This is a genomic window from Brucella anthropi ATCC 49188 (assembly GCF_000017405.1).
GTDB lineage: Bacteria > Pseudomonadota > Alphaproteobacteria > Rhizobiales > Rhizobiaceae > Brucella > Brucella anthropi.
The window spans coordinates 1992941-2017521 of record NC_009667.1 but is presented as its reverse complement, the minus strand read 5'-3'; the positions used below and the strand labels follow the sequence as shown (position 1 = coordinate 2017521).

Below are 24581 nucleotides of genomic sequence, written 5' to 3'. Positions count from 1 at the left end.
GTTCCCGGTTAATGCCGCATAAGGTGCTGTTGGCCACAACACCAGACAAAGATAAAGCAATTGCGAAGGGATAGCACCAAGTCGAGGCACCCTGTCAACAAGTGAGTGATGTAAATCGGAAATTCGCCTTGCCGTGAAGCCGGATCAGGGCTCGCAGACTATCGTGCGCGACGGATAGGAACAGCGAATGTAACCAATGGTTACATAAAGTAATATTTCGTTATTAGCGAATATTCCGCACGGACCGCGAAGTCTTTTAACTCTAAATGCGCATCAATAGTTGCGCTCGGCGATTAAAAAACTTAAAAATTGGTAACCAATTGCCAATCAGGTGATTTGTCCAATACAGCGAAATGACAGTCATAACTCTGAAGTGACCATCATAACACGCTGATATTTCTGAATTTCTTTCCCGGCACGAACAGTCGGGAGCTGTGGGGACGATAGCCATCAGGGATGATGTCAGCCTCGCACGGGAGAGCCGATCTCCCGAAACCAGGTAGGCTCGAATGGATTCGGGTCGCCAAACTGGTCAGGGAAATCGAGCTGGAGCAGACTGTTGAAATTTGCGCATTCTACACACCGGACCACCGGCAGGTTTCTTTCAGGTAGCGTGGCTTTGCTTGCGCTTCTTGTCACGTCCTGCACGTCAACCGGTACAGGCCTTGACGGTAAGCCGCTCCAGATGACCTCTGCAACCGGTGGCTCCATGATTGCGGACACATTGCAAAGTGCCGCCGATCAGACAGCTGCCGCAGAAGCGACGGCTGCAACTCCGTCAACAGAAGAGAAAAAGGCCGAAGCCAAGCCGGGCGAAACTAAACCCGCCACAGCGGCTGAAGCGACAAACACCAATAATAAAGAGCAGGCAAAACCGGTCGAGACTGCAACTGCCACGGAACAACAGCCGGCACAGGTAGCAGCCCTCGCCCCGCAGCAGCCGAAGAGTTCATCGCTTTTCGGCATGTTCGGTGGCAACAAGCCCGCTGAACCTGAACCTGCGCAAGCCGCAGAACAACCTGCGGCAGCCGCTCCAGCTGAAACCGCGAAAAAGCAGCAGGAACCGGCAAAGGACGAAAAGCCTGCCGAAGCTGCAGAAACACAGCAAAGCACAGCGGCAAAACCTGCCGAAGCTGAAAAGCCCGTTCAGGTCGCTTCATTGTTCGGCTCCACGAAGAGCGCTTACACCTCGCCGCAGCGCCCAACGGCTTCGCAAGGCAGCATATCACGACTTTTCTCGGACGAATCGACCGGAAAACGCTCAGACAGAACCGAAAACAAGAAGCTTGCTGTCGCCAAACCGGTTTCGCCATCTGCGAAGCATGAATACAATTATTCGCTGCCGGGCGTGCGCCCCAATGGCGGCGTTGAAATCAAGCATCGCAACAGTCTTTATGACGATAGCGATATTGACGCGAACGAAGATGATGAATTTGCGAGCGTAACACTTGCTTCGGCTCCGGGTCTTGCCCGCCTTGCGCCCAATGGCCTGAAAGTACAAAGACAGACCGTGGATGTTGCCTGTCTAAAACCGCAACTCGTATCCATGCTGAAAACCATGGAGCGGCATTTCCGCCGTCCGGTAATGGTAACATCGGGCTATCGCAGCCCGTCCTATAACCGCAAGGTCAATGGTGCCCGCAAATCGCTCCATATGATCTGTGCAGCCGCAGATATTCAGATCGACGGCGTTTCCAAGTGGGAAGTCGCTCGCTTCGCCCGGTCCATGTCGGGACGTGGCGGCGTCGGCACCTATTGCCACACGACTTCGGTTCACGTCGACGTTGGGCCGGAACGCGACTGGAACTGGCGCTGCAAGGGCTAAAAAAGAGGCGTCCCAGGGATACACGGAAGCCGGATCATATGATCCGGCTTTTTTCTTTTGTCTTTATATTCAAGGAAATAAGGAATCCACCCGCCGAAGTTTCCCCTATTTTTGCAGTACATTCGATTTTTTTCAGAAAAGTGTTTTTTGGGGCTTGCGAGTCAGAACCTTCCTGAATATAAGCCCACTCACACCAGCAGGCGCCCATCGTCTAGCGGTTAGGACAGCGCCCTTTCACGGCGCAGACAGGGGTTCGATTCCCCTTGGGCGTACCATTGCTGGTTTTTCTTTTTCCCTTATAATTCAATCCATTAGCGCCTGATTGGCGTCGCTTCGTGCTACCTGAACTTATTCACAGACAGGTGAAAAAAGGGGCTTGCATGTCAGAAATTTCCTGACTATAAGCGCCCCACACCAGCAGGCGCCCATCGTCTAGCGGTTAGGACAGCGCCCTTTCACGGCGCAGACAGGGGTTCGATTCCCCTTGGGCGTACCATTGCTGGTTTTTCTTTTCCTTTAGAATTGACGCAAATATTACTGGCTGAATTGCCAGGATGCTGTTACGCGCCGGGCTGCAACCTTTTCGAAAGGACAGCATAATGTCGAAAGCAACAGCAATCGTTCCCACCGCCCATGCCAGCCGCTACCTTCAGCAGCTCTGCAAACATTGGGCGCACAAATTCGCAGTCGAATTCACGCCGGAACACGGCACCATCGATCTCGGCGAGAATCGTCTCGTGATTCTCGATGCCGATGCGGAAAAACTGACCACAACGGTTGAAACCTCGGAAGAAAACCTCGCCCGCCTCGAAGAGGTCGTGGCAAGTCACGTCGTCCGCTTCGCTTTCCGCGAGGAACTCGTCTTCAATTGGGTAAAACAGTAACAAAAGCGGGGGGCGTTTACCCTATCTGTAAAAAGCCCGCAAATTGCCCGGAATAGCCATTATCGCATCACAATCCGGGCAAATTCTCCCGCGAAATTCTTCCCAACTTCGAACAAGTGATTTGATGGGGAAGAATAATGACAAGCGAAACAAGAACCACCCTCACCTTTCTCGGCGCCGGCCTCGTTGCAGCCGCAATGGTTCTCGGTGCGGATATGAGCTGGGCCGACGTCGTTAAGGCGCTGTTCTAGGCCAACTGCTCTCGTTCACTGACTAATTTCGCAACGCAATCAGAAAAGCCTTTCGCGCACGCGGCGAACTACTCTAAATCGACGCATGATTTTTCAAACACCTTTGGTTACCGGCAGGCTGGAACGCCGCTACAAAAGATTTCTGGCCGACGTCACACTTGACGATGGGCGCTTCATCACTGCTTCCGTGCCCAATACCGGCTCCATGCTCGGATTGACCGCTCCAGGTTCTCGCGTCTGGCTGAGTGTTTCGGATGCCCCTCACCGGAAATATGCCCATACGCTGCAGATCGTCGAAGCGGATAACACACTGGTCGGTGTGAACACCGGCCTGCCGAACAGGATCGCCGAAGAAGCAATCCTCAACAGTCTTATTCCTGACCTCGCAGGATATGCCAGCCTCAAGCGTGAACAGAAATATGGCCGCAACTCGCGCATCGACCTTTTACTGGATGACGGCCCGCGCCAGCGAGCCTATGTCGAGGTCAAGAATGTACACTTTATTCGCACGCTCGGATTGGCGGAATTCCCCGATACGGTGACGGCGCGAGGCGCAAAACATCTTGATGAACTCGTCGACGTTGTTGCCGCTGGTCATCGGGGCGTGATGCTGTTTATTATCCAGCGAAACGATTGCAGCAGATTCAGCATTTCGGGTGATCTCGACCCCACTTACGCACGCGCTTTTGAACGTGCGCGTGCAAACGGGGTTGAGGCTTGGGCCGTTCGGTGCCACATAACGGACAAAAGCATTGATGCCAGTGAGCTGGTGCCAATTGAGTAGATTAAGACGGATCGAGTGATGGTAACCTATATCGAAGCAACAAGCGCACCCATGAAATATACGGGCCAGATCAGGCTCTATGGCCCCGAGGCTTTCGAGGGTATGCGCACGGTCTGCAACCTGACGGCACGCTGTCTCGATGCCCTCAACGATATCGTCAAGCCGGGCGTGACCACCAATGAAATCGACCGCTTCGTGTTCGAGTTCGGCATGGATCACGGCGCATTTCCGGCAACGCTGAACTATCGCGGCTACACGAAATCAACCTGCACGTCGATCAATCACGTCGTCTGCCATGGCATTCCGAACGAGAAGCCACTGCGCGAGGGTGATATCGTCAATATCGACGTGACTTATCTCCTTGATGGCTGGCACGGCGATTCAAGCCGCATGTATGCGGTAGGCGAAATCAAGCGCGCCGCTGAGCGGCTGCTTGAAGTCACCTATGAAAGCCTTCTGCGTGGGATTGCCGCCGTAAAGCCTGGCGTGAAAACCGGCGCTATCGGCGCCGCAATTCAGACTTTTGCCGAAGGCGAGCGCTGCTCCGTTGTGCGCGATTTCTGTGGTCACGGCGTAGGGCAGCTGTTCCATGATGCGCCGAATATCCTCCATTACGGCACGCCGAATGAAGGTGTCGAGATCAAGGAAGGCATGATCTTCACGATCGAGCCGATGATCAATCTCGGCAAACCGCACGTGAAGGTTCTCGCCGACGGCTGGACCGCAGTTACCAGAGACCGTTCGCTGACGGCACAATATGAACATACGGTGGGTGTTACGAAGGACGGCTGCGAGATATTTACACTCTCTCCGGCCAATGTCTTCGGCCCATCTTCCATGAGATAACAACGAAGAGATATAGTTCTCGGTAATTGTCTGGTCTGTTTTTGCGGGGGTTTAAACAGGATGGCAAAGAGCAGGAATGAGCCGGGTAACATTGAGTTGCCCGGTTTCAGTGATACACTTCAACTGACGCCGAAGATCGACAAGCCGCATTATGCCGGACATCGTGATCGTCTCAAACAGCGCTTTCGGGATACTCCCGATGCGCTGGCGGACTATGAACTGCTCGAAATGTTGTTGTTTCGCGCCATTCGTCGCGCCGACACCAAGCCGCTCGCCAAAGCTCTGCTGATGCGGTTCGGCTCGATTGCCGAAGTACTGGCCGCCCCCGAAAAGCTGATAGCCGAAGTTCCCGGCGCCGGTCCCACTGTGGCGCATGAACTCAAGCTTGTAGAGGCTGTCGCCAAGCGAAGTGCGCGCAGCACCGTCATGGAGCGCGAAGTACTTGGCTCTTGGAACAAGGTGATCGAATATTGCACCGCGGCCATGGCTTACGAGACCCGCGAGCAGTTCCGCATCCTGTTTCTCGACAAGAAGAACAAACTGATTGCCGATGAAGTCCAGCAGACAGGCACGGTGGACCACACGCCGGTCTATCCGCGCGAAGTGGTCAAACGGGCTCTGGAACTCTCCGCCACCGCCATTATTCTGGTCCACAACCATCCTTCCGGTGATCCGACACCATCGCGCGCCGACATCGATATGACCAAGCAGCTCGTCAACGCTGCCAAAGCACTCAACATCACGGTGCATGATCATGTCATTGTCGGAAAGCACGGCCATGCCAGCTTCCGTGGACTGGGATTGATCTAACAAAAATTTCCGCATCCAGCAGTTACCGATTGTTAAGCATAGCGCGAAGAATGGTTGCGCATTGCATGGAAATCGCTCGAATTTTCTTAAATTTGGACACAATCAGAGGTGAGACGAGAGCCAGTTCGAAGGCACGGCCTTTCGATGGATATAATGAATTCAGGCATGTTTCCCGCCAGCGTTTCCAGACGGGAAAATCGGAGTAAAAAATGTTGAAGCGTTCTATCACCGCAGTGGCGCTTGGCGCCGCAATCGTTGCTTTTGCAGGTTCGGCTTTCGCTGCCGACATGATGGGAGCAACCGACTATTCCTATAATGATCCTGTCGCCGCAGGCCCGCATGACTGGTCCGGCAACTATGTCGGCGCACAGGTCGGCGCTTCTTCGTCCAGGGTTCCCGGTCCTTTCACCAACCGCACTGGTGCTCTTGGCGGCGTTGTCGTGGGCAAAAACATGCAGAGCGGCAATGTCGTGTTTGGCGGAGAACTCGAAGGAAACTTCGCCGAAGCCGAACATCGCATCGGCAATGGCGGCAGCCTTCAGCAGTCATGGAACGGCAATGCCAAGGGCAAGGTCGGCTATGCTTTCGACAAGACGCTCGTTTACGGCACGGCTGGTTACGGCGTGACCCGCTTCAAGGCCAAGGACAACACCACCTCGGCTCCGGGCTGGGAAGGTGGCGCACTGGTTGGCGCTGGCGTTGAACAGGCCCTGAGCGGCCCGCTTTCCGTAAAGGCCGAATATGACTTCCAGCGCTTTAACGACGTGAAGTCCCGCGTCAACGGCGTGGAACAGCGCAACAATCTGAAGAACCATTCGATCAAGGCCGGTCTGAACTACAAGTTCTAGAGCATGTCTCCCGAAAGTGGGAACCGGTTTCGGGATAAGGACATGCTTAAAAACAAGCAGCTAGAGCATTTCCGACGATTCAAGCGAAACAGGAAATGCTTGAGGCCCCGCGATCCGATGCGAAACTTCATTCTGTTTTTGCATCAAGCAATTCTGCATTTGCACAAAGGGCTGCGTTTCATAGCGCAGCCCTTTCGTTTTGCATAAATTTATCTTCATTTCGCAGTCTGACTACGTCATTCGATGGCTTGACTCCGACAGGCACTAACCGATTATAAATTGGCAGTGGAAGTGCGGGGAACAATAAGAGCGAAAAGCTCAACCACCATATCGGGAGGTTATCTTACCTTGCCGTGTTGTCTCCTCGCGCCTGAACACTTGGATATGTGGCTCTGCTGTCGCAGACCATGCAGTCAGGAATGAAAGAATGCAGCGCGTTTTTGACGGACACAACGATGTCCTTCTGCGGCTTTGGGAAAATGCCCGCAAGGGCCAAGACCCGATCAAGGAATTTATCGACGGGACGGATATCGGCCATATCGATCTCCCCCGTTCGCGCAAAGGCGGTCTCGCCGGTGGAATATGCGCCATCTACATACCTTCGGGCGAGCATATCGAACTGGGCAAGCCGGATGCCAATGGCCACTACGAAACGCCACTTTCAGTGCCGCTGGAACGTAGTCCCTCCCTCGACATCGCTCTCGAAATCGCCGCCATCGCGTTGAAGCTGGAAGCTGCCGGAGGCTGGAAGCTTTGCCGCAATGGCCGCGACCTTGACGAAACGCTGAACAGCGACACATTCGCCGCCGTGCTGCACATGGAAGGCTGCGAAGCCATCGATGCCGATCTGGCTGCTCTTGAGGTCTTTTATGCTGCCGGCTTGCGTTCACTCGGACCGGTGTGGAGCCGCAACAACGTTTTCGCTCACGGTGTTCCATTCGCCTATCCGATGAGCCCCGATACTGGCCCGGGCTTGACCGATGCAGGCAAGCGTCTGGTCAAAGCGTGCAACACCAAGGGCATTCTGATCGACCTGGCGCATATCACCGAAAAAGGTTTCTGGGATGTGGCCAAACTGAGCGATCAGCCGCTGGTCGCCAGCCATTCCAACGCACACGCCCTCACCCCTGTCGCCCGCAACCTGACCGACCGTCAGCTTGATGCGATCCGCGAGAGCAAGGGTCTTGCCGGACTGAACTACGCCACGACGATGCTGCGCGCCGATGGCAAGGAAGACGCCAACACGCCGCTGTCCGATGTAGTTCGCCACGTGGATTACATGGTTGAACGCATGGGCATCGACTGCGTAGCGCTCGGTTCGGACTATGACGGCGCAACAATTCCAGCCGAAATCGGCGATGCCGCAGGCACGCAAAACCTTGTCGATGCACTGCGAAAAGCGGGCTATAGTGAACAAGAGCTAGCAAAACTTTGCCGGGGCAATTGGGTACGGGTTCTGAAACAGGCTTGGCACGAAGCGGCCTGATCTGGTGCGCATCCCGAAAAGTGTGAAACGGTTTTCGGAACAAGATGTGCGAAAAAACAAAGACAAAATCCCAAACAAAATCATAGGAAGGGGACTCTCAACATGATGCATTTCGGACGTTTTCGTATTCTGGCTGCGGGTGCAGCACTTGCCGCCGTACTGGCCGCAAATCCAGCCTGGTCGGCCACGCCAGCCGACACGCTGGTTCAGGCATGGGCCATCGATGACACGATCACGCTGGACCCGGCAGAATCCTTCGAACTGAGCCCGGCCGAATTCATCGGCAACGCTTATGACATGCTCGTTCGCCTCGATATCAACGACACGTCGAAAGTCATACCGGGCGTCGCTGAAAGCTGGACCGTTTCCGACGATGGTCTCACCTATACGTTCAAGCTGAAGAAGGACATCAAGTTCGCTTCCGGCAACCCGATTACCTCCGCTGACGTGGCTTATTCCTTCGAACGCGCCGTGCGTCTCGACAAGAGCCCGGCCTTCATCCTGACCCAGTTCGGCCTGACCAAGGATAACGTCAACGAAAAGGCGAAAGCTGTTGACGATACTACCTTCGTCTTCACCGTCGACAAGCCGTATGCACCAAGCTTCGTGCTGAACTGCCTGACCGCGACCGTCGCTGCTGTCGTCGACAAGAAGCTCCTCGAAGAACACGCCGAGAAGGTTACGCCGACCGACGACTACAAATACGACACCGACTATGCCAACGCATGGCTGAAGACCAAGTCGGCAGGTTCGGGCCCGTTCGCGATCCGCGAATGGCGCGCCAATGAAGTCGTCATTCTGGAACGCAACGACAATTATTACGGCGAAAAGGCCAAGCTCAAGCGCGTCTTCTATCGTCACGTCAAGGAAAGCGCGACGCAGCGCCTGATGCTTGAATCCGGCGACGTCGATGTGGCACGCAATCTGGAGCCGGGCGACTACGAAGCCGTTCTGAAGAACGACAAGCTGACGACCGCCAGCGCTGCCAAGGGCACGGTTTATTACATCAGCCTCAACCAGAAGAACGCAAATCTGGCCAAGCCGGAAGTTCGCGAAGCGTTCAAATATCTGGTCGATTATGATGCAATCGGCTCGACCCTCATCAAGGGCATTGGTGAAATCCGCCAGACCTATCAGGCAAAGGGCGTTCTTGGTTCTCTCGATGCTGCGCCTTACAAGCTCGACGTTGCCAAGGCGAAGGAACTTCTCGCCAAGGCGGGTCTGAAGGACGGTCTCTCGGTCACGTTCGACGTCCGTAACGGCCAGCCGGTCACCGGCATTGCCGAATCCTTCCAGCAGACCGCTGCTCAGGCTGGCGTGAAGATCGAGATCATCCCCGGCGACGGCAAGCAGACGCTGACCAAGTATCGTGCCCGTAACCACGACATGTATATCGGCCAGTGGGGCATGGACTATTGGGATCCGAATTCCAACGCCGAAGCTTTCACCAGCAACCCGGATAATAGCGACGACGCATCGACCAAGACGCTTGCATGGCGCAACGCCTGGGACATCCCGGAACTAACCAAGCAGACGCAGGCAGCTCTTCTGGAACGCGACAACGACAAGCGTGCTGAACAGTACAAGAAGCTTCAACAGGAAGCTCTCGACCAGAGCCCGTTCGTCATGCTGTTCCAGCAGGTTGAAGTTGCCGGCATTGGCGGCAACGTGAAGGGCTACAAGCTCGGCCCGACATTCGACTCCAACTTCCTGGCGAACGTCAGCAAGGAATAGTCGGTCACGCCTTGGCGCATGAAAGTTTTTCATGCGCTGAATCGGCCTAAAAACAAGAAGATGGAGCGGTTTTCTGAATCAAAAAGGAAAGCCGCTCCAGAGCGTTTCCAGCGAACCTTTTTCGTGTCCGGAAATGCGTCACAACACGAAATGGAACGGCTCATCAAAACCGTTCTAGGGCTTTTCAAGCAAAGATGACTGGGACTTCAGATCACCCCTGTTCTGAAATGTTCTCATTGTCGGAAGCGGTCAAAACATTGAGTAACACTGTAACCACGAAAAAGGTAAGGCGAGCGCCCCGGCGTTCAACGGTCCTTGCCGCGTCGTTAGCCAGCTTTCTGGTTATCGTCATCACGACCTATCTGGGCCTTCTGGCCGTCACATTCTTTATTGGCCGTGTGGTGCCGATCGACCCCGTGCTTGCCATCGTCGGCGACCGTGCTCCTGCGCATGTCGTGGCGCGCGTGCGGGAAGAGATGGGCTTCAACCTGCCCTATTACCAGCAGTTCTATCTTTACGTTAAGGGCGTGCTGCAAGGCGATTTCGGCACTTCGGTACTGACGACCAATCCGGTCATGACCGACATTCGCCGCGTTTTCCCGGCGACCATGGAACTCGCTACCGTCGGCACCATCATCGGCGCTTTGTTCGGCATTCCGCTCGGCGTTCTCGCCGCCGTGAAGCGTGGTAGCCTCGTCGACCAGATTGTGCGCGTGATCGGCCTCGTTGGCTATTCGGTGCCGATCTTCTGGCTCGGTATGCTGGCACTTCTGATCTTCTATGCGCGGCTCGGCTGGACCTCGGGTCCCGGACGTATCGACATCACATTCGAATACACGTTCACTCCGATCACCGGTTTCTACCTGATCGACGCGATCATCCAGCGCGACTGGCCAGCTCTCAAGGATATCGTCTCCCACCTTATCCTGCCGTCGGCTTTGCTCGGCTACTTCTCCTTGGCCTATATCAGCCGCATGACCCGTTCCTTCATGCTCAATGAGCTGGAACAGGAATATATCGTTGCTGCTCGCGCCAAGGGTATTTCGGAAACCCGCATCATCTGGGGCCATGCGCTGCGCAATGCCGCCGTCCCGCTCGTGACTGTGATTGCGCTTTCCTATGCCGGACTTCTGGAAGGTTCGGTTCTGACCGAAACCATCTTCTCCTGGCCCGGCCTCGGACTCTACATCACCAATTCCCTCCAAAACGCTGATATGAATGCCGTTCTCGGTGGCACTATCGTTATCGGGTCGGTCTTTATCGCGCTCAACCTCGTGTCCGATCTTCTCTATCGGGTTCTCGATCCAAGGACGCGCGTACGATGAGCCAAATGACAGATATTTCCAACCTCTCATGGCGTGAATGGCTGCTTACCGAGCGACCCCAATCGCGCACCCAGGCCCGTCTTGGCCGCGCCTATATGGTCTGGCGGCGTTTCACCGCCAACAAGCTGGCCGTCCTCGGCCTTCTGATTATCATCGGCCTGCTCGTCGTCGCAGCGCTGGCCGATGTGCTGGCGCCGCATTCGCCGGTTATCGGCGATCTCGCCAATGCCCGCCTGCTGCCGCCGGGAACACCCGGCTATCTGCTCGGCACCGACGATCAGGGCCGCGATATTCTTTCGCGTCTGATCTATGGCTCCCGCCTCACCCTCTATGTGGTGTTGCTGGTCGCCATCATCGCCGCGCCTATCGGCCTTCTGGTCGGTACTGTCGCCGGTTATGCCGGTGGTTGGGTCGATGCCGTACTGATGCGCATCACCGATATCTTCCTTGCCTTCCCGAAGCTCATTCTCGCGCTGGCCTTCGTTGCTGCTCTCGGACCCGGCATCGAAAATGCTATCATCGCCATCGCGATCACCTCGTGGCCACCCTATGCGCGTATTGCGCGTGCGGAAACGCTCACTGTGCGCAACTCGGACTATATCTCCGCCGTTCGCCTGATGGGCGCTTCGCCGATCCGCATCGTCGTACGCCACATCATGCCGCTCTGCACATCTTCGCTGATCGTGCGTGTGACGCTCGACATGGCAGGCATCATCCTGACGGCAGCGGGCCTCGGCTTCCTCGGCCTCGGCGCTCAGCCGCCATTGCCTGAATGGGGCGCGATGATCGCTTCCGGTCGCCGCTTCATTCTCGACCAGTGGTGGGTTGCAGCCATGCCGGGTATTGCGATCCTGATCGTCAGCCTTGGCTTCAATCTTCTGGGCGATGGCCTGCGCGATGCGCTCGATCCGCGGGGTAACAATCAATGAAGCCTCTTTTGACTGTTGATGACCTGCGCGTCACCTTCCCGACGCGCACAGGCGCAATCGAGGCCGTGCGCGGTGTCAGCTTCGAGCTTGGCCGCGAGCGTCTCGGTATTGTTGGCGAATCCGGTTCTGGCAAATCCCAGACCGGCCGCGCCATCATGGGGCTTACCCCGCTCCATGCGAAGATCACCGCCAGAAAACTTGAGTTCGATGGCATCGACCTTCTAAACGCGTCGGCACGTGAACGCCGCGCCTTGCGCGGCGGCCGCATAGCCATGGTCTTGCAGGACCCGAAATATTCGCTCAACCCTGTCATGACCATCGGCAAGCAGATCGCCGAAACGCTGAAGGCCCATGGCAAATTCAGCAGCGATGAAATCCGCAAGCGCTCAATCGCCATGCTCGAAGCCGTGCAGATTCGTGATGCTGAACGCGTCATGAGCCTTTATCCGCACGAAGTTTCGGGCGGTATGGGCCAGCGCGTGATGATCGCCATGATGCTGGTGGCCGAGCCGGAAATGCTGATCGCCGACGAGCCGACTTCGGCCCTCGACGTGACGGTTCAGCTCGAAGTGCTCGGCATTCTGGATAAGCTGGTTGCCGAGCGCGGCATGGGTCTGATCTTTGTCAGCCACGACCTGCGCCTCGTTTCTTCCTTCTGCGACCGCGTCATCGTGATGTATGCGGGCAAGATCGTAGAGGAAATTGCGGCGAAGGACCTCGCCAATGCGAAACATCCTTATACGCAAGGATTGCTGAACTGCATGCCGAAAATCGGAGCCGATCGCCATCCCCTGCCAACCTTGCAGCGCGAGGAGGCTTGGAAGCTATGACAGGGGAAACTATGAGCACGGCATCTGCACTGAGCGTCGACAATATCGACGTCTATTTCGACCATTTCCATGCGCTGAAATCAGTCAGCATCGATGTGGCGCGCGGTGAATCCTATGGCCTTGTGGGTGAGTCCGGTTCAGGAAAATCGACCCTGCTGCGTGCCGTTGCAGGACTGGCACCCGTCGAAGACGGCGAAATCCGCATCGACGGGCAATTGCTGAAGACGCCGCGCGACAAGGCATTCTATCGCAATGTCCAGATGGTGTTTCAGGACCCTTACGGCTCGCTGCATCCCCGGCAGACCGTGGATCGACTGTTGCTGGAGCCGCTTGCCATCCATGGCGTCGGCGACACGGAACAGCGCATCGTGAAGGCGCTCGATGAAGTCGGCCTCGGTTCCGGCTTCCGCTTTCGCTATCCGCACCAGCTTTCAGGCGGCCAGCGCCAGCGTATCGCCATTGCCCGCGCCTTGATCGTTGAGCCCAGCATATTGCTGCTCGATGAGCCGACCTCAGCGCTCGATGCATCGGTTCAGGCGGAAGTCTTGAACCTGCTCGAACAGGTTCGGCGTGACCGCAACCTGACCTTCGTCATGGTCAGCCACGATCTTGGCGTTGTGACCCATATGTGCGACCGGCTTGCTGTCATGCGTAATGGCGAGGTCGTGGAACAGCTGCAGGCAGACGATCTTGTCAGCGGCAATATCCATGCCGACTATACGAAGAACCTGATGCGGGCCAGCGAAGGCTTCCGCAGATAATGCAAAAGCTTGTCTCCCAGAAGGGGCAACCAGCTTTGGGATAAAGACATGCGAAAAAACAAAGGGGACCTGCCGGTCCCCTTTTTCATTGCATCAATCGTCGGATGCCTTGCGCGGTGTGTCGCCATCCTGCCCGCGCCGCCAATAGGCGACAATAAGCTGGCGATCCTTCGCAACATTACGTTCCTTGCGCATATAGGTGCGGATCGACCGGAATGCGTTGAACTCGCAACCGGCCCAGACGTAAATGTCATCCTCGTCTTCCGGTAGTTCGACTGCGCGGACCGCATCCTGCAGCAATGTCGTCGTTCCGGCTTCCGCACCGTCGCGGTTCAGCCACTGCAGATCGACATCAGCTCGCGAGACAAGTTCCTGCTCTTCCGAAGCACTGCCAATCTCGACGCGCACGACCGCCTTGGTCCCTTCCGGCAGACGCTCCAGAATGCGCCCGATGGCAGGTAGCGCGGTTTCATCGCCCGCAAGCAGATACCACTTCGCATCGCCTGCATCACCACCGCCCGGACCCGTCATCCCGACAATATCGCCCGGCTTGGCACTGACAGCCCAGCCGGAACCCGGCGCGTCGCAATCATCGCCATGGACGACCATATCGATATCCACCCAGCCGGCTACGCTATCGATGTTGCGGATCGTATAGACACGCGTGGCAAGCTTGGCTTCGCCATCCGGCCAGACGGGACGGCCATCTTCGCCGGTTGTGGGCCATTGCGGCTTGGCAAGACCTTCCGGTGGAAACAGCAGGCGGATATGAAGACCCAACTGCGAGAAGCGGAACAGGTTGTCGCCCTTCAGACGAATACGACGCATATGCGGCGTTACGTTCGATACTGCAACGACCTGCATCTCGCGGAAGTAAGGCAGCGGCAACCCGGCGGCCCCATCACCTTCCCAGATGATCTTCGGTTTGGCGCTGCCCTTGTCGAGAAATTCCAACACATGCTCGGCGATGGAATATTTCATATAGGCAAGACCGGTTTCGTCCTCGCTTTTAACGTCGACGCTAACCGTTTCATCATCCCATTGCACATCAGCCTGACCGAAGCTCAGCACCAGCTTGGCCGTGCTGCCCTGCCGATGCACGTCGGCATGCTCGACAAAATGATCGAGGAGCTGATTGACCACATGACCGGCATTTGTGAGCGCAAAGCGGGTATTGGCGTTGAGTTCGGACATGCCCCGTCCTCCTTTGGGAAACAATTTCCCCAGCCTTACCCGAATATAACATGACTATTCAAGTCATCATTTCGATTTGAACCCGCAATAAATTGTGACGGGCAGTGCCTGTCGCCAGACATCGAAAGAGCCAAGTGCACCGGCTTGCGCAACACCAAGGCGCGTCAATTCTCCACCGAATTTTTCGCGCCAGTTGAAAAGCAGCATTTCGCTTTGCAGCGTTACGGCATTAGCAACAAGCCTGCCACCCGGTTTCAGGGCGTTCCAGCAGGTTTCGATAACCCTGCCGTTGGTAACGCCGCCGCCAATGAAGATCGCATCCGGCATTTCCAGCCCTTCCAGCGCAGAGGGTGCCTCCCCCTTGACCAATTGCAATCCGGGAACACCCAATGCCGCGCAATTTCGCTCAATCATGGCTTGCCGTTGTTCGTTGGCTTCGATGGCAATCGCACGACATGAGGGATGAACACGCATCCATTCGATACTGATCGATCCGCAACCGGCGCCGACATCCCAAAGCAGTTGACGCGGCAGTGGCTGCAATCGCGACAGCGTAACAGCGCGCACGTCGCGCTTGGTCAGTTGTCCGTCATTTTCGAACGCTTCATCGGGCAGACCGGCGATGGGCGAAAACACATTTGTCCCTCGCAAAGCGACACACTCAATTGCTAGAACATTCAGATCGGCACACCGTTCATGCGACCAGTTTTCGGCAATGTCCTGAACCCGGCGTTCTTTCGGTCCGCCAATATGCTCAAGCACAGTCATCAGGCTTTGACCAAAACCTTTGTCCGTGAGCATTGCTGCGGCTTTTTCTGGCGTCGAACCGTCATTGCTGAGCACGAAAATCTTCTCGCCCGGCAGAATATGCGGATACAAAAACTCGAACGGGCGACCGTGCACACTGACTATTCGCACATCCTGAAGCGGCCAGCCCATGCGTGCAGCGGCAAGCGAAAGAGAAGACGGACAGGAAAGAACATGCATTTCTTCCGGCAAAAAATGCCGGGACAAAGTCGCACCCACACCAAAAAACATCGGATCGCCGCTCGCCAGTACAACGACCGGCTGGCCGCGATATGCCTCAATCATCGCAAAAGCTTCATCAAACGGAGATGGCCAGACCACGCGCTTGGCTGTGATATCGCCACTCAGAAAATCCAGATGCCGCTTGCCGCCAAAAATGACCGCAGCGGAGTTGAGCGCCGCGAGTGCGGTTTTTCCAAGCCCATCAAACCCGTCTTCACCGATCCCGATCACTGTCAGCCAGCGTGCCATGCGCGATGCTCCTTTTCCCTGTTCGTATGGCGGGGCAGTAGCAAGTGCAAGCGGCAAGGCGTATAAGGCCAATATGTTGAGCCAGCAAAACCGCCAGACCGAAAAAATAAGACCTGACAGGCGCAACGCCTGCCCCGGACTTTCGCGTATAGTCATGGCCAGGGATGGGGCTATTGCCCGCATTAAACTGAAACTTGGTCGTCTGTCAGCCGATCAGGCGCATTCGATTGCAGAAATAGCAGAACGTTTCGGTGCAGGCGCGATAGAGCTGTCGATTCGCTCCAATATCCAGTTGCGCGGTATTGCGCCCAGACATTGGAACGATGCCGTCGCGGCACTTCAGGCGGCTGGCCTTGGCGCCGACAATCCCGGCGCGGATGATATTCGCAATGTGATGGTCAGCCCCACCGCTGGCATCAACCGGGGCCAGATATGCGACGTCACCGGACTGGCATCGTCTGTGCTGGACATGCTGCAGGCGAATGAGGCCTTTTACGCCCTGTCGCCGAAATTCTCGCTGCAGATCGACGGCGGCGAAGACTGCGCGATGATTTCTCATCCGGGTGACATCTGGCTTTCGGCGATAGACGGCGAAACCTTTGCTTTTGGCCTTGCTTCGTCTCCCGACAGGGAAGCGCTGGGGGCTGTAGACGCGCAACATGCCCTGCCCTTCATCGAAGCGATGCTGCATCGTTTTTTACGCCATGGCAGCTTTGCGCGGATGAAACATCTGTTTGAAGCCATCCCAGCATCAGAGTTTGTGGCAGGTCTGAGCCGGGAATTGTCGTTCCCGATTCATCCCGCAACCGGCTGGAAGCGCAAGGCACCGATGCCATTTTCGCATCTCGGCAACAACCAGCAGTCTGGCGGTTCATTTTATGTCGGCGCCATGCCGCTCATGGGACGCCTGACATCGGCGCAACTAGCAGGTCTGGCAGACCTCTCCGACAGCGGAAGGCGTGAACTGCGTCTGACGCCGTGGCAAGGCGTTATCCTGCCTTATGTAGGCGAAACCCAGATTGGTGAAGTAACCGAAAAACTTCGTTCGCTTGACCTCGAAACGACAGCCGAATCCCCACATGCGCGGCTTCGTGCCTGTTCGGGATCAAATGGCTGCGTCTCCGCACTCGCCGACACACAGACAGACGGTAAAAGGCTGGCAACATATCTGGCACCGGGAAAATCATCCGTGCACATCACGGGATGCGCCAAGTCATGCGCAGCACTTGCACCTTTGCCGCACACGCTTCTGGCGCGCTCGACAGGTCGCTACGATCTTTACGCGCAAGAGACGTTTCCGCAAGACGGGGCTGGACCATCGCGCTTTGGACGGCTATTGGCGACTGATATCACCATTGACGAAGCGGCGTGCCTTCTGAACGCCCGACACTGATTAGAGCGGTCACCATGACAGACTATATTCGCGATGGGCAGGCCATTTACGACCGGTCCTTCGCCATCATTCGCGCCGAGGCCGATCTAAGCCGGATACCAACCGATCTGGAAAAGCTTGCAGTCCGTGTCATTCATGCCTGCGGCATGGTGGATGTGGTCAATGACCTCGCTTTCTCGCAAGACGCTGGCAAAGCCGGACGCGACGCTCTGCTCGCCGGTGCGCCCATTCTTTGTGATGCACGCATGGTGGCAGAGGGTATTACGCGCTCTCGTCTGCCTGCCAATAATGAAGTCATCTGCACGCTGAACGACCCATCGGTTCCCGAGCTTGCAACGAAGATCGGCAATACCCGCTCGGCTGCAGCGCTCGACCTCTGGCTCCCGCATCTCGGCAACAGCATTGTTGCAATCGGGAATGCACCGACCGCCCTTTTCCGCCTGTTCGAATTGCTGGATGCTGGCGCGCCAAAACCTGCGCTCATCATCGGCATGCCGGTTGGCTTTGTCGGCGCGGCAGAATCCAAAGACGAACTCGCCACAAACAGCCGCGGTGTACCTTATGTGATTGTACGCGGAAGACGTGGTGGCAGCGCCATGACGGCAGCGGCAGTCAATGCGCTCGCGTCGGAGCGCGAATAATGACGGTAAAAGGCAGACTGTTTGGCCTGGGCGTTGGCCCCGGCGATCCCGAACTGATAACGCTTAAAGCCCTGCGTCTCCTCAAAAGCGCACCGGTTGTGGCTTATCACGCCGCCAAGGGGAAGAAGGGCAATGCCCTCACAATAGTCGAGGAATATCTTTCACCGGAACAGGTTCTGGTGCCGTTGATCTATCCAGTGACGACGGAAAAGCTTCCCGCGCATATGGATTACGAACAGATCGTCAGCGATTTCTACAGCGAGATAGCGAGCACGATCGCGAGCCATCTTGATCGCGGTCAGGATGTGGCCGTGATCGCGGAAGGTGATCCATTTTTCTATGGCTCGTTCATGTATATTCACGACCGGCTTGCCGATCAGTATGAAACGGAAGTCGTGCCCGGTGTCTGCTCCGTTCTTGGCGCTTCGGCTGTGCTGGGCGCGCCACTGGTCTATCGCAATCAGACATTGTCCGTTCTCTCCGGCGTCATGAGCGCGGAAGAATTGACGCGGCGGCTCGCGGATACAGGCGCTGCAGCTATCATGAAGCTTGGCAAAAACCTCGATAAGGTTCGTGTTGTTTTGGGCGAACTCGGTCTCATGGACCGTGCGCTCTATGTTGAGCGCGCCACCATGGCCAATCAGCGCATTGTGCCGCTCGCCGAAGTCAATGGTAGCGACTGTCCCTATTTCTCAATCATTCTCGTTCCGGGGCAAAAATGGAACGGCGCGTGATTCCCGCAATTCTGGTTCTTGGAGAAGCGGCGGTTCCTGCCGCGCGGCGGATCGCATCGGTGCTGGAACGCGCCGAAGTACGCGGCCTCCAGAACCGTGTTGCGTCGCTGGATGAAACCTTCGTGCATTTCGGCGATGCGGTCAGGTCGCTTTATGAGGAGGGCCGCCCCATCATTGCGCTTTGCGCAGCCGGTATCATCATTCGCGCACTCGCACCGCTTCTGCACAACAAACGTGTCGAACCGCCGGTTCTTGCTGTCGCCGAAGATGGAAGCGCAGTTGTGCCGCTTCTGGGTGGTCTCTCCGGTGTCAATGACATGGCTCGGCAGATTGCGGCAGCACTTGAGGTTGCGCCTGCCGTAACCACGTCCGGCGAACTGCGGTTCGGTATCAATCTGCTGCACCCGCCTGCCGAACTGACCCTTGCCAATCCTGACGACGCGAAAAATTTCACGTCGAACCTGCTTGCGGGACAGAAGGTGCAGCTTGACGGAAAATCACGCTGGCTTGCGAATTCCAAACTGCCTTTCGCCAATGACGGTGCGCTGACGATCAGCATAACGCCTCACATCCGCACGCCCCAGCCAGACGAGCTGATTTATCATCCGCGCAGTGTGGCGATTGGCGTCGATAGGGTCAGCGAGAACATTCAGAACGATATTGAAGATGCTCTCGCCAATGCAGGCATTGCCCCAGCGTCGCTGGCATTGCTTCTCGCCCACGAAAAAGACTGCACTTCGCCGCGGCTCCAAGAGGCTGCGGCGAAAATTGGTGTCCCGCTGCGCTATGTGGCGAATGCAACCGATGCTCGTGAGATCGTTCTTCATTCGGTGGAACAGCCGGTCGAGCTGACAGAGCGCGAGGGGCTTGCCATTGCGGTGGCTGCCAGCCCGGCAGATGTTCTGTTTGTCGGTCGAAAACGCGGCAAGCTCGTCGTCATCGGCCTTGGGCCCGGATCACGAGAGCTGATGACGCCTGCCGTTCAGCACGAACTGGAACAGGCCGAAGACATTCTCGGCTATGAGACCTATGTGCGGATGGCGGAAGAAAACCTTCGTCCTTTCCGCGCCGATCAGATCGTTCATATGACTGATAATCGGGAAGAAATGCAGCGGGCACGTCATGCATTCGAACTCGCTGCTTCCGGGCGACATGTCGCCATGGTTTCCTCGGGCGATCCCGGTGTCTTCGCCATGGCTGCGGCAGTCGTGGAGGCGCTTCACGAAACGGAAAATGCGGCATGGCACGGCGTGGAGCTCGTCATCCAGCCCGGCATTTCCGCTGCAATGGCCGCCGCATCGCGGATCGGAGCGCCGCTTGGACACGACTTCTGCATTATTTCGCTATCGGACAATCTGAAACCCTGGGAAATTATCGAGAAGCGCCTTGCGCTTGCCGCCGAAGCCGATCTCGCCATGGCGTTCTACAATCCCATCTCCAAGGCACGTCCGCATCAGCTTGGTCGCGCGCTTGAAATCCTGCGACAATATCGGTCTCCCGAAACGCCTGTTGTCCTTGGGCGCGACATAGGCAGACCGGCTGAAACTACACGGACAACCACGCTCGGCGCACTGACACCAGATGATGTCGATATGCGAACCGTTGTGATTGTCGGCTCGTCCCACACGCAAGTTTTTGCGAAGTCTGATGGCAGGGAGTGGGTTTATACACCGCGCTGGTACGGCGAAAAGCCAGAGAAATGACAAACAAAAAAGGCAGGGAAAACCCTGCCTTTTTCATGTGTTATCCCTGATTGTTGAATCAGTTCTTCTTCGCCTTAGCTTTTTTCGGCTGGGCAGCGGCGGCTGCATCGGCCTTGGCTGCTGCCGCTTCAGCTGCAACCTGATCGGCGCTCTTCGGCGACGTATCGATAACAGCGCGCACACCGCCCTTGGCGGTCAGCTGGCAAACAGCGGTACGCAGATCGACCTTGAGATCGACATCGGTGCCGCCTGCTGCACCCGGACGGGAGTTGATGGCAGAGATAGCGTGTTCCGGCAGGAAATACTTGTTGGCAGCGGCAGTGATGCACGGCTGCGCGAGCGCCGGATCGACATAAGCCGTCGGCGTGAAGCGAGGCATCGAAATCGTCGGCGCGCTGATCGGGGCATCGGTCTTGCCCGGCGTCGCCGTCGTGGTTGGTACAGTCGTCGTGCAGGCAGCGGCAAGCGGGGCCAACATGGCAATGGCTAGAAAACGGGCTCCGGTGCGGGCGCGTCCGTACATGATCTACCTCATAGGATCTGCTGAGTAGGTAAAATTTTAAGTTCGATAACTATTCGGTTTTGCTCGATTGTCGAGTGGCAGGAAGGTCACATTGCCAGAATTTCGATTCGCATCCACAGTCTGGCATCACTGTTTTGCTAGAATCCAGTTCAGCATCTCGCGCCAGTCGGACATGCGGATCGGCGTGCCGTGATTACCACTTTCGAAACGCCGGAACTGGACCGGATAACCCGGCGCGCGCTTGCGGATCTCGCGATAAAAGGCTTCCTGCTTGTCGATTGCAAAAACCGGATCACGGCTGCCATGTCCGAAGAAGACTGGCACACGTTTCTTGAATGCGGGTGACTTGAAAAATCCGTCATCCCAAAGCGAGCCGAGCAGAATAAGGCCTGCGAGCTGGTTCCCCGCCTTTTCATCAGCCGCTATGCGCCAGCATAGTGTTCCGCCTTGCGAGCCGCAGGACAGGATCAACGGAGCGCTCGGTGATGATGCCTTGGCTGCTTCGATCAATCCGGCAATCTGCGCCTCACCCGCATCGGCAAAATCCTTGAAATCCGGCGTGATATAGAGACCGCCATTCAATGCCGCGAGATTCTTCACACGGTTGAAATTGCCGCCAAAGGTAAAATCATTCATACCTTGCAGGCGATTACCGCCCCTACCATGCAGGTAGATGACGATAAAGGACGCGCCTTCGCGCTTGCCTGCTGTCATGGCCTTCACCGGCCCGGCAGCAGTCTGAAAGGTAACGTCCTTCTGGTAAGCGCGCGCCTTCAGCGAGACATAAGCATCTTTCACGCGCTTTTCAGGCACCGCATCGCGCCCGTTGATATCGCGCATCTCGTTGTAATCGATAACCTTGTAATCACCATCGTCAGCGCTGCTGATAATGCCGGGATAGGCGAAATAATCGTCCTTGTATGGCGGCAAAGACGCTGCCCCGGATGCCATCACAGTTGAAAACAGAAACAATGCCCCAAACAGGCCACCTATTCCATGCTTCAACATTCTATGGCTCATCGGATTACAGCTCCAGCGTATGATAGCGCCTGTTGAGATAGACCAGCGCCTCGTCCTCGGCTTTGGACCGCAGGCCCACAACTTCCCCGAAAAGGACGTGATGCGTGGAGTGATCCTGCACGCTGACCACCCGGCAATCGAAAGCGGCAAGTGCACCCTGCAATATGGGTGCTCCGGTCACCTGAACATCCCAGCGCGCCAGTTCGAACCGCTCATCCTGGGTCAGGCCGATACGGCCCGAAAAAGCGTCTGCGAGCTGTTGGTGCGACCCCGCGAGCGTGTTGACGGCGAACACGCCGTTTTCGATGAACAGCCGGTTTTCTTCATGAATCTTTTGCAGGCAAATCAGGATCGTCGGCGGATTATCCGAAACCGAACAGGCCGCCGTCAGCGTCAGACCACGCCTTCCCGCACTACCGGCAGTCGTGACGATCTGTACTGCGCCGGCGTAATGACTCATGGCATCCCGATAGGACTTGGATTCCACCGAAGCTGCACTTGAAATGATGTTCTTAATCGTTTGCACGTCCAACAGAATCCGTCTCGCCCTATGGCATGTTATCTGAAGCCAGCTACCCTGGTAACAAGTCCGCATAACGAGCCCAAATAAGGGGCCCACATAACGGGCATTGCACAAAGGCCAGGAAACAGCTACCCACTTTTCGTTGAAAATGCCACGAATTGTTTAATGAAGACGGATCACGTGATCGAGCTTGGGAAACGTCCGACCGCAGCGCTGACAAGTATCATCCTTATACTGCTGGCCAGTTCAGTACTGGCGCAGGCGGAGGATATGCGCGTCGGGCTCGCAGCACCGCTGTCCGGAACGTTCGCTCCATTGGGCAATCAGCTGGCGGAAGGCGCTCGTGTAGCCGCCACTGCAAAAGGCGCAGAACTCGTTATTTTCGATGATCGCTGCGATGCTGAAGGCGGCAAGGAAGCCGCAGAACGCTTCGTCAAGGAAAACGTCCGGGTCGTCACCGGCTTTCTGTGCCCGGAAGCGCTTGAAGCAGCACTTCCGGTTCTCGCAGCCAGCAACATACCTGTTGTGACATCAGGCGTCAGCGAAGCCACGTTGACTGAAAGACGTGCCCCCGTGCCGATGGCGGTATTCCGTCTTGCAACCGGCCTCGACAAGGAAACACAGGCAACCGGGAGCTTCCTTGGCAGCCTTTGGCGCGCGCAATCTTTCGCAATCATCGATGATGGTACCATCGAAGGACGCGAACGAGCTGCACGCGTTTTAGCCAGCCTTAAAGAGCAACAACTACAGCCGGTTTTCACAGACACCTACCGACCGGGTCTCGATAACCAGAATGCTCTGGTCGCCCGGTTGCGGCGCGCAGGCGCTACCCATGTTTATGTCGGCGGTGAACGCGACGATATCGCGGCTATAGGCGCAAGCGCTACCGCGCTCAACTACCCGCTGACAATTGCAGGCGGCAGTCTTCTTGACGCAGCACCCGGCACACAACCCCTAAGTCAGGGCACGTTGATGATTGCCCCGCTCCGTCCGCAGGAACTCTCGACGGCAAAGCCAGCAATCGATGCATTGCGTCAAGCCGGGAAACTTGCAGACGCCTATGCAATCATTGGCTATGCCAGTGCGGAAATCCCTGCGGATGTGATCAAACATGCCGACGAGCAGAAGCTGCCGATTATCGACACACTCCGCAATAATTCCTTTGAAACCGTTCTTGGCTCGATCAAGTTCGATGGCAATGGTGTCCGAACCGACAACCCGAACCGCCTGCAGCGGTTCGATGGCAAGCGGTTCGTGCTAGCCGACAAGTAGCCCAATCAGGCTCGCAGCAATCACCAGTCCGGTCATCAGGCTCATCGTCGACCAGAAAAGGTGAAGCGCGGCATCGATATCATCAGCGTTGGCGTCGCGCTTGCCGGATGCATTCAGCATCGGCCCTTCGACTTTCTCCGCCCCATATTGGCGCGGACCGGCAAGCGCCAGCCCCAGCCCGCCTGCAAAAGCCGATTCCGGCCAGCCAGCATTGGGCGAGCGATGCAGACGTGCATCACGGCGCATAACGGAAAACGCTTCTTTGCCTGAAAGCCTGTCTTTCGTGATCGCGGTCGCAAGGGAGGCGAGCAGTCCGGTCAGTCTGGCTGGGATATAATTAGCGACATCGTCCAGCTTTGCGGCAAAACGACCAAAGTCACGATAGCGATCATTCAGATGGCCGATCATGGAATCAGCGGTATTGATCAGCTTGTAGGCGAACAAACCGGGTAGCCCACCGACCAAAAACCAGAACGCAGGTGCAACGATACCATCTGAAGCGTTTTCCGCGAGGCTTTCTATCGCTGCACGACTGACACCGCCTTCATCGAGATGTTCGGGATTGCGCCCGACGATCATCGACACAGCCCGACGACCGCCCTCGATCCCTTCCTCACGCAATGCCAGTGCGACCGCCTGCACATGATCGGCAAGGCTTTTCTGTGCAAGCAGCACCGTCACGATCAGGATTTCGGCAACTGCACCGGCAGTCCCGGCGAAGGGTAACGAGAGTTCAAGGACGAGCCCCAGAACCACACAGGCCATCACCAGCCCGATCGTCAGCCACATGCCGTTTCGGCGAAGCACCGAGGCAGAGAGATTGCGATTGTTCCAGCGCTTTTCGCCCCACGAAATTGCTTTTCCGAACAGGACGACGGGGTGCGGCACCTTCTGCCATAGCTGCGGCGGATCGCCGACAAAGCGATCCAGAAGAAGCGCCAGCGAAAGAATAATCAGCTTTATTTCCATGAGCTTGACCAGAAAAAC

General features: G+C 56.5%; 23 protein-coding genes and 2 tRNA genes. 19 read left to right on the top strand and 6 right to left on the bottom strand.

What is annotated here, in order from left to right; translation table 11 throughout:
- Window positions 1-559: 559 nt before the first annotated feature.
- The 14 genes from OANT_RS09955 to OANT_RS09885 all read left to right on the top strand — a co-directional run bounded on the left by OANT_RS09955 (window position 560) and on the right by OANT_RS09885 (window position 13313).
- The gene (locus OANT_RS09955; RefSeq protein ID WP_012091889.1) at window positions 560-1825 is read left to right on the top strand and encodes a YcbK family protein; all 1266 of its coding nucleotides are present in this window, start codon (window positions 560-562) and stop codon (window positions 1823-1825) included.
- 200 nt (window positions 1826-2025) lie between these two features.
- A tRNA-Glu gene (locus OANT_RS09950) sits at window positions 2026-2100 on the top strand.
- Window positions 2101-2246: 146 nt separating this feature from the next.
- Window positions 2247-2321, top strand: a tRNA-Glu gene (locus tag OANT_RS09945).
- A gap of 103 nt (window positions 2322-2424) precedes the next feature.
- Window positions 2425-2709 carry a DUF2218 domain-containing protein gene (locus tag OANT_RS09940; RefSeq protein WP_010659874.1) on the top strand — a complete coding sequence of 95 codons (285 nt, stop codon included), beginning with the start codon at window positions 2425-2427 and terminating at the stop codon, window positions 2707-2709.
- A 336-nt stretch (window positions 2710-3045) separates the two neighbouring features.
- Window positions 3046-3744, top strand: a complete 699-nt coding sequence (gene sfsA, locus OANT_RS09935; protein ID WP_012091888.1) for a DNA/RNA nuclease SfsA — start codon at window positions 3046-3048, stop codon at window positions 3742-3744.
- An 18-nt stretch (window positions 3745-3762) separates the two neighbouring features.
- A complete protein-coding gene (map, locus tag OANT_RS09930; protein ID WP_010659871.1) occupies window positions 3763-4590 on the top strand; it encodes a type I methionyl aminopeptidase in 828 nt (275 codons plus the stop codon).
- Between the two features lie 60 nt (window positions 4591-4650).
- The gene (radC, locus tag OANT_RS09925; protein ID WP_012091887.1) at window positions 4651-5400 is read left to right on the top strand and encodes a RadC family protein; all 750 of its coding nucleotides are present in this window, start codon (window positions 4651-4653) and stop codon (window positions 5398-5400) included.
- Between the two features lie 209 nt (window positions 5401-5609).
- Window positions 5610-6248, top strand: coding sequence for an outer membrane protein (locus OANT_RS09920; protein ID WP_012091886.1), 639 nt, complete (start codon window positions 5610-5612; stop codon window positions 6246-6248).
- 427 nt (window positions 6249-6675) lie between these two features.
- Window positions 6676-7734, top strand: a complete 1059-nt coding sequence (locus tag OANT_RS09915) for a dipeptidase (RefSeq protein WP_012091885.1) — start codon at window positions 6676-6678, stop codon at window positions 7732-7734.
- A 102-nt stretch (window positions 7735-7836) separates the two neighbouring features.
- On the top strand, window positions 7837-9468 hold the full coding sequence (locus OANT_RS09910) for an ABC transporter substrate-binding protein (protein ID WP_012091884.1): 1632 nt from the start codon (window positions 7837-7839) through the stop codon (window positions 9466-9468).
- A gap of 227 nt (window positions 9469-9695) precedes the next feature.
- A complete protein-coding gene (locus OANT_RS09900) occupies window positions 9696-10793 on the top strand; it encodes an ABC transporter permease (protein WP_012091883.1) in 1098 nt (365 codons plus the stop codon).
- Window positions 10790-11722, top strand: a complete 933-nt coding sequence (locus tag OANT_RS09895) for an ABC transporter permease (protein ID WP_012091882.1) — start codon at window positions 10790-10792, stop codon at window positions 11720-11722. Before OANT_RS09900 ends, OANT_RS09895 begins: the two co-directional genes overlap by 4 nt.
- Complete coding sequence (locus tag OANT_RS09890; RefSeq protein WP_012091881.1) at window positions 11719-12552, top strand: ABC transporter ATP-binding protein; 834 nt, start codon at window positions 11719-11721, stop codon at window positions 12550-12552. Before OANT_RS09895 ends, OANT_RS09890 begins: the two co-directional genes overlap by 4 nt.
- 11 nt (window positions 12553-12563) lie before the next feature.
- The gene (locus tag OANT_RS09885; RefSeq protein ID WP_040129229.1) at window positions 12564-13313 is read left to right on the top strand and encodes an ABC transporter ATP-binding protein; all 750 of its coding nucleotides are present in this window, start codon (window positions 12564-12566) and stop codon (window positions 13311-13313) included.
- Between the two features lie 93 nt (window positions 13314-13406).
- Here OANT_RS09885 and OANT_RS09880 read toward each other — a convergent pair whose 3' ends face one another.
- Window positions 13407-14507 carry a siderophore-interacting protein gene (locus OANT_RS09880; RefSeq protein ID WP_012091879.1) on the bottom strand — a complete coding sequence of 367 codons (1101 nt, stop codon included), beginning with the start codon at window positions 14505-14507 and terminating at the stop codon, window positions 13407-13409.
- A gap of 66 nt (window positions 14508-14573) precedes the next feature.
- Complete coding sequence (locus tag OANT_RS09875) at window positions 14574-15785, bottom strand: bifunctional cobalt-precorrin-7 (C(5))-methyltransferase/cobalt-precorrin-6B (C(15))-methyltransferase (protein WP_012091878.1); 1212 nt, start codon at window positions 15783-15785, stop codon at window positions 14574-14576.
- Between the two features lie 73 nt (window positions 15786-15858).
- On the opposite strand from OANT_RS09875, the gene cobG reads away from it, so the two are divergent.
- From cobG to cobJ, 4 genes are read left to right on the top strand one after another with little or no spacing between them, the layout of a single operon-like run.
- Entirely contained in the window at window positions 15859-17178 is a 1320-nt protein-coding gene (gene cobG / locus OANT_RS09870) for a precorrin-3B synthase (RefSeq protein ID WP_012091877.1), read from the top strand.
- Between the two features lie 14 nt (window positions 17179-17192).
- A complete protein-coding gene (locus tag OANT_RS09865; RefSeq protein ID WP_012091876.1) occupies window positions 17193-17819 on the top strand; it encodes a precorrin-8X methylmutase in 627 nt (208 codons plus the stop codon).
- A complete protein-coding gene (locus tag OANT_RS09860; protein WP_012091875.1) occupies window positions 17819-18553 on the top strand; it encodes a precorrin-2 C(20)-methyltransferase in 735 nt (244 codons plus the stop codon). Before OANT_RS09865 ends, OANT_RS09860 begins: the two co-directional genes overlap by 1 nt.
- Window positions 18538-20256, top strand: a complete 1719-nt coding sequence (gene cobJ, locus OANT_RS09855; protein ID WP_012091874.1) for a precorrin-3B C(17)-methyltransferase — start codon at window positions 18538-18540, stop codon at window positions 20254-20256. Before OANT_RS09860 ends, cobJ begins: the two co-directional genes overlap by 16 nt.
- Before the next feature lie 58 nt (window positions 20257-20314).
- Here cobJ and OANT_RS09850 read toward each other — a convergent pair whose 3' ends face one another.
- The 3 genes from OANT_RS09850 to OANT_RS09840 form a co-directional block, all read right to left on the bottom strand.
- Window positions 20315-20779: a hypothetical protein gene (locus OANT_RS09850; protein ID WP_010659856.1), complete on the bottom strand. Its 465-nt coding sequence runs from the start codon at window positions 20777-20779 to the stop codon at window positions 20315-20317.
- Window positions 20780-20905: 126 nt separating this feature from the next.
- The gene (locus tag OANT_RS09845; protein ID WP_012091873.1) at window positions 20906-21799 is read right to left on the bottom strand and encodes an alpha/beta hydrolase; all 894 of its coding nucleotides are present in this window, start codon (window positions 21797-21799) and stop codon (window positions 20906-20908) included.
- Between the two features lie 4 nt (window positions 21800-21803).
- Window positions 21804-22325 (bottom strand): flavin reductase, encoded by a 522-nt coding sequence (locus OANT_RS09840; protein WP_010659854.1) that lies wholly within the window; start codon window positions 22323-22325, stop codon window positions 21804-21806.
- Between the two features lie 177 nt (window positions 22326-22502).
- On the opposite strand from OANT_RS09840, the gene OANT_RS09835 reads away from it, so the two are divergent.
- Window positions 22503-23594: a branched-chain amino acid ABC transporter substrate-binding protein gene (locus OANT_RS09835; RefSeq protein WP_040130109.1), complete on the top strand. Its 1092-nt coding sequence runs from the start codon at window positions 22503-22505 to the stop codon at window positions 23592-23594.
- Here OANT_RS09835 and cbiB read toward each other — a convergent pair.
- Complete coding sequence (cbiB, locus tag OANT_RS09830) at window positions 23580-24563, bottom strand: adenosylcobinamide-phosphate synthase CbiB (RefSeq protein ID WP_012091870.1); 984 nt, start codon at window positions 24561-24563, stop codon at window positions 23580-23582. The two genes, OANT_RS09835 and cbiB, sit on opposite strands and share 15 nt — an antisense overlap.
- Window positions 24564-24581: the final 18 nt, after the last annotated feature.

Coding starts and splice junctions, on each gene's coding strand:
- cbiB (WP_012091870.1), bottom strand. CDS start 24,563: ATGGAAATAAAGCTGATTATTCTTTCGCTGGCGCTTCTTCTGGATCGC.
- OANT_RS09860 (WP_012091875.1), top strand. CDS start 17,819: ATGACGGTAAAAGGCAGACTGTTTGGCCTGGGCGTTGGCCCCGGCGAT.
- OANT_RS09910 (WP_012091884.1), top strand. CDS start 7,837: ATGATGCATTTCGGACGTTTTCGTATTCTGGCTGCGGGTGCAGCACTT.
- OANT_RS09875 (WP_012091878.1), bottom strand. CDS start 15,785: ATGGCACGCTGGCTGACAGTGATCGGGATCGGTGAAGACGGGTTTGAT.
- OANT_RS09890 (WP_012091881.1), top strand. CDS start 11,719: ATGAAGCCTCTTTTGACTGTTGATGACCTGCGCGTCACCTTCCCGACG.
- OANT_RS09845 (WP_012091873.1), bottom strand. CDS start 21,799: ATGAGCCATAGAATGTTGAAGCATGGAATAGGTGGCCTGTTTGGGGCA.
- OANT_RS09865 (WP_012091876.1), top strand. CDS start 17,193: ATGACAGACTATATTCGCGATGGGCAGGCCATTTACGACCGGTCCTTC.
- OANT_RS09920 (WP_012091886.1), top strand. CDS start 5,610: ATGTTGAAGCGTTCTATCACCGCAGTGGCGCTTGGCGCCGCAATCGTT.
- OANT_RS09850 (WP_010659856.1), bottom strand. CDS start 20,779: ATGTACGGACGCGCCCGCACCGGAGCCCGTTTTCTAGCCATTGCCATG.
- OANT_RS09880 (WP_012091879.1), bottom strand. CDS start 14,507: ATGTCCGAACTCAACGCCAATACCCGCTTTGCGCTCACAAATGCCGGT.
- cobG (WP_012091877.1), top strand. CDS start 15,859: ATGTTGAGCCAGCAAAACCGCCAGACCGAAAAAATAAGACCTGACAGG.
- OANT_RS09940 (WP_010659874.1), top strand. CDS start 2,425: ATGTCGAAAGCAACAGCAATCGTTCCCACCGCCCATGCCAGCCGCTAC.
- OANT_RS09895 (WP_012091882.1), top strand. CDS start 10,790: ATGAGCCAAATGACAGATATTTCCAACCTCTCATGGCGTGAATGGCTG.
- OANT_RS09885 (WP_040129229.1), top strand. CDS start 12,564: ATGAGCACGGCATCTGCACTGAGCGTCGACAATATCGACGTCTATTTC.
- map (WP_010659871.1), top strand. CDS start 3,763: ATGGTAACCTATATCGAAGCAACAAGCGCACCCATGAAATATACGGGC.
- OANT_RS09900 (WP_012091883.1), top strand. CDS start 9,696: ATGTTCTCATTGTCGGAAGCGGTCAAAACATTGAGTAACACTGTAACC.
- sfsA (WP_012091888.1), top strand. CDS start 3,046: ATGATTTTTCAAACACCTTTGGTTACCGGCAGGCTGGAACGCCGCTAC.
- OANT_RS09915 (WP_012091885.1), top strand. CDS start 6,676: ATGCAGCGCGTTTTTGACGGACACAACGATGTCCTTCTGCGGCTTTGG.
- radC (WP_012091887.1), top strand. CDS start 4,651: ATGGCAAAGAGCAGGAATGAGCCGGGTAACATTGAGTTGCCCGGTTTC.
- cobJ (WP_012091874.1), top strand. CDS start 18,538: ATGGAACGGCGCGTGATTCCCGCAATTCTGGTTCTTGGAGAAGCGGCG.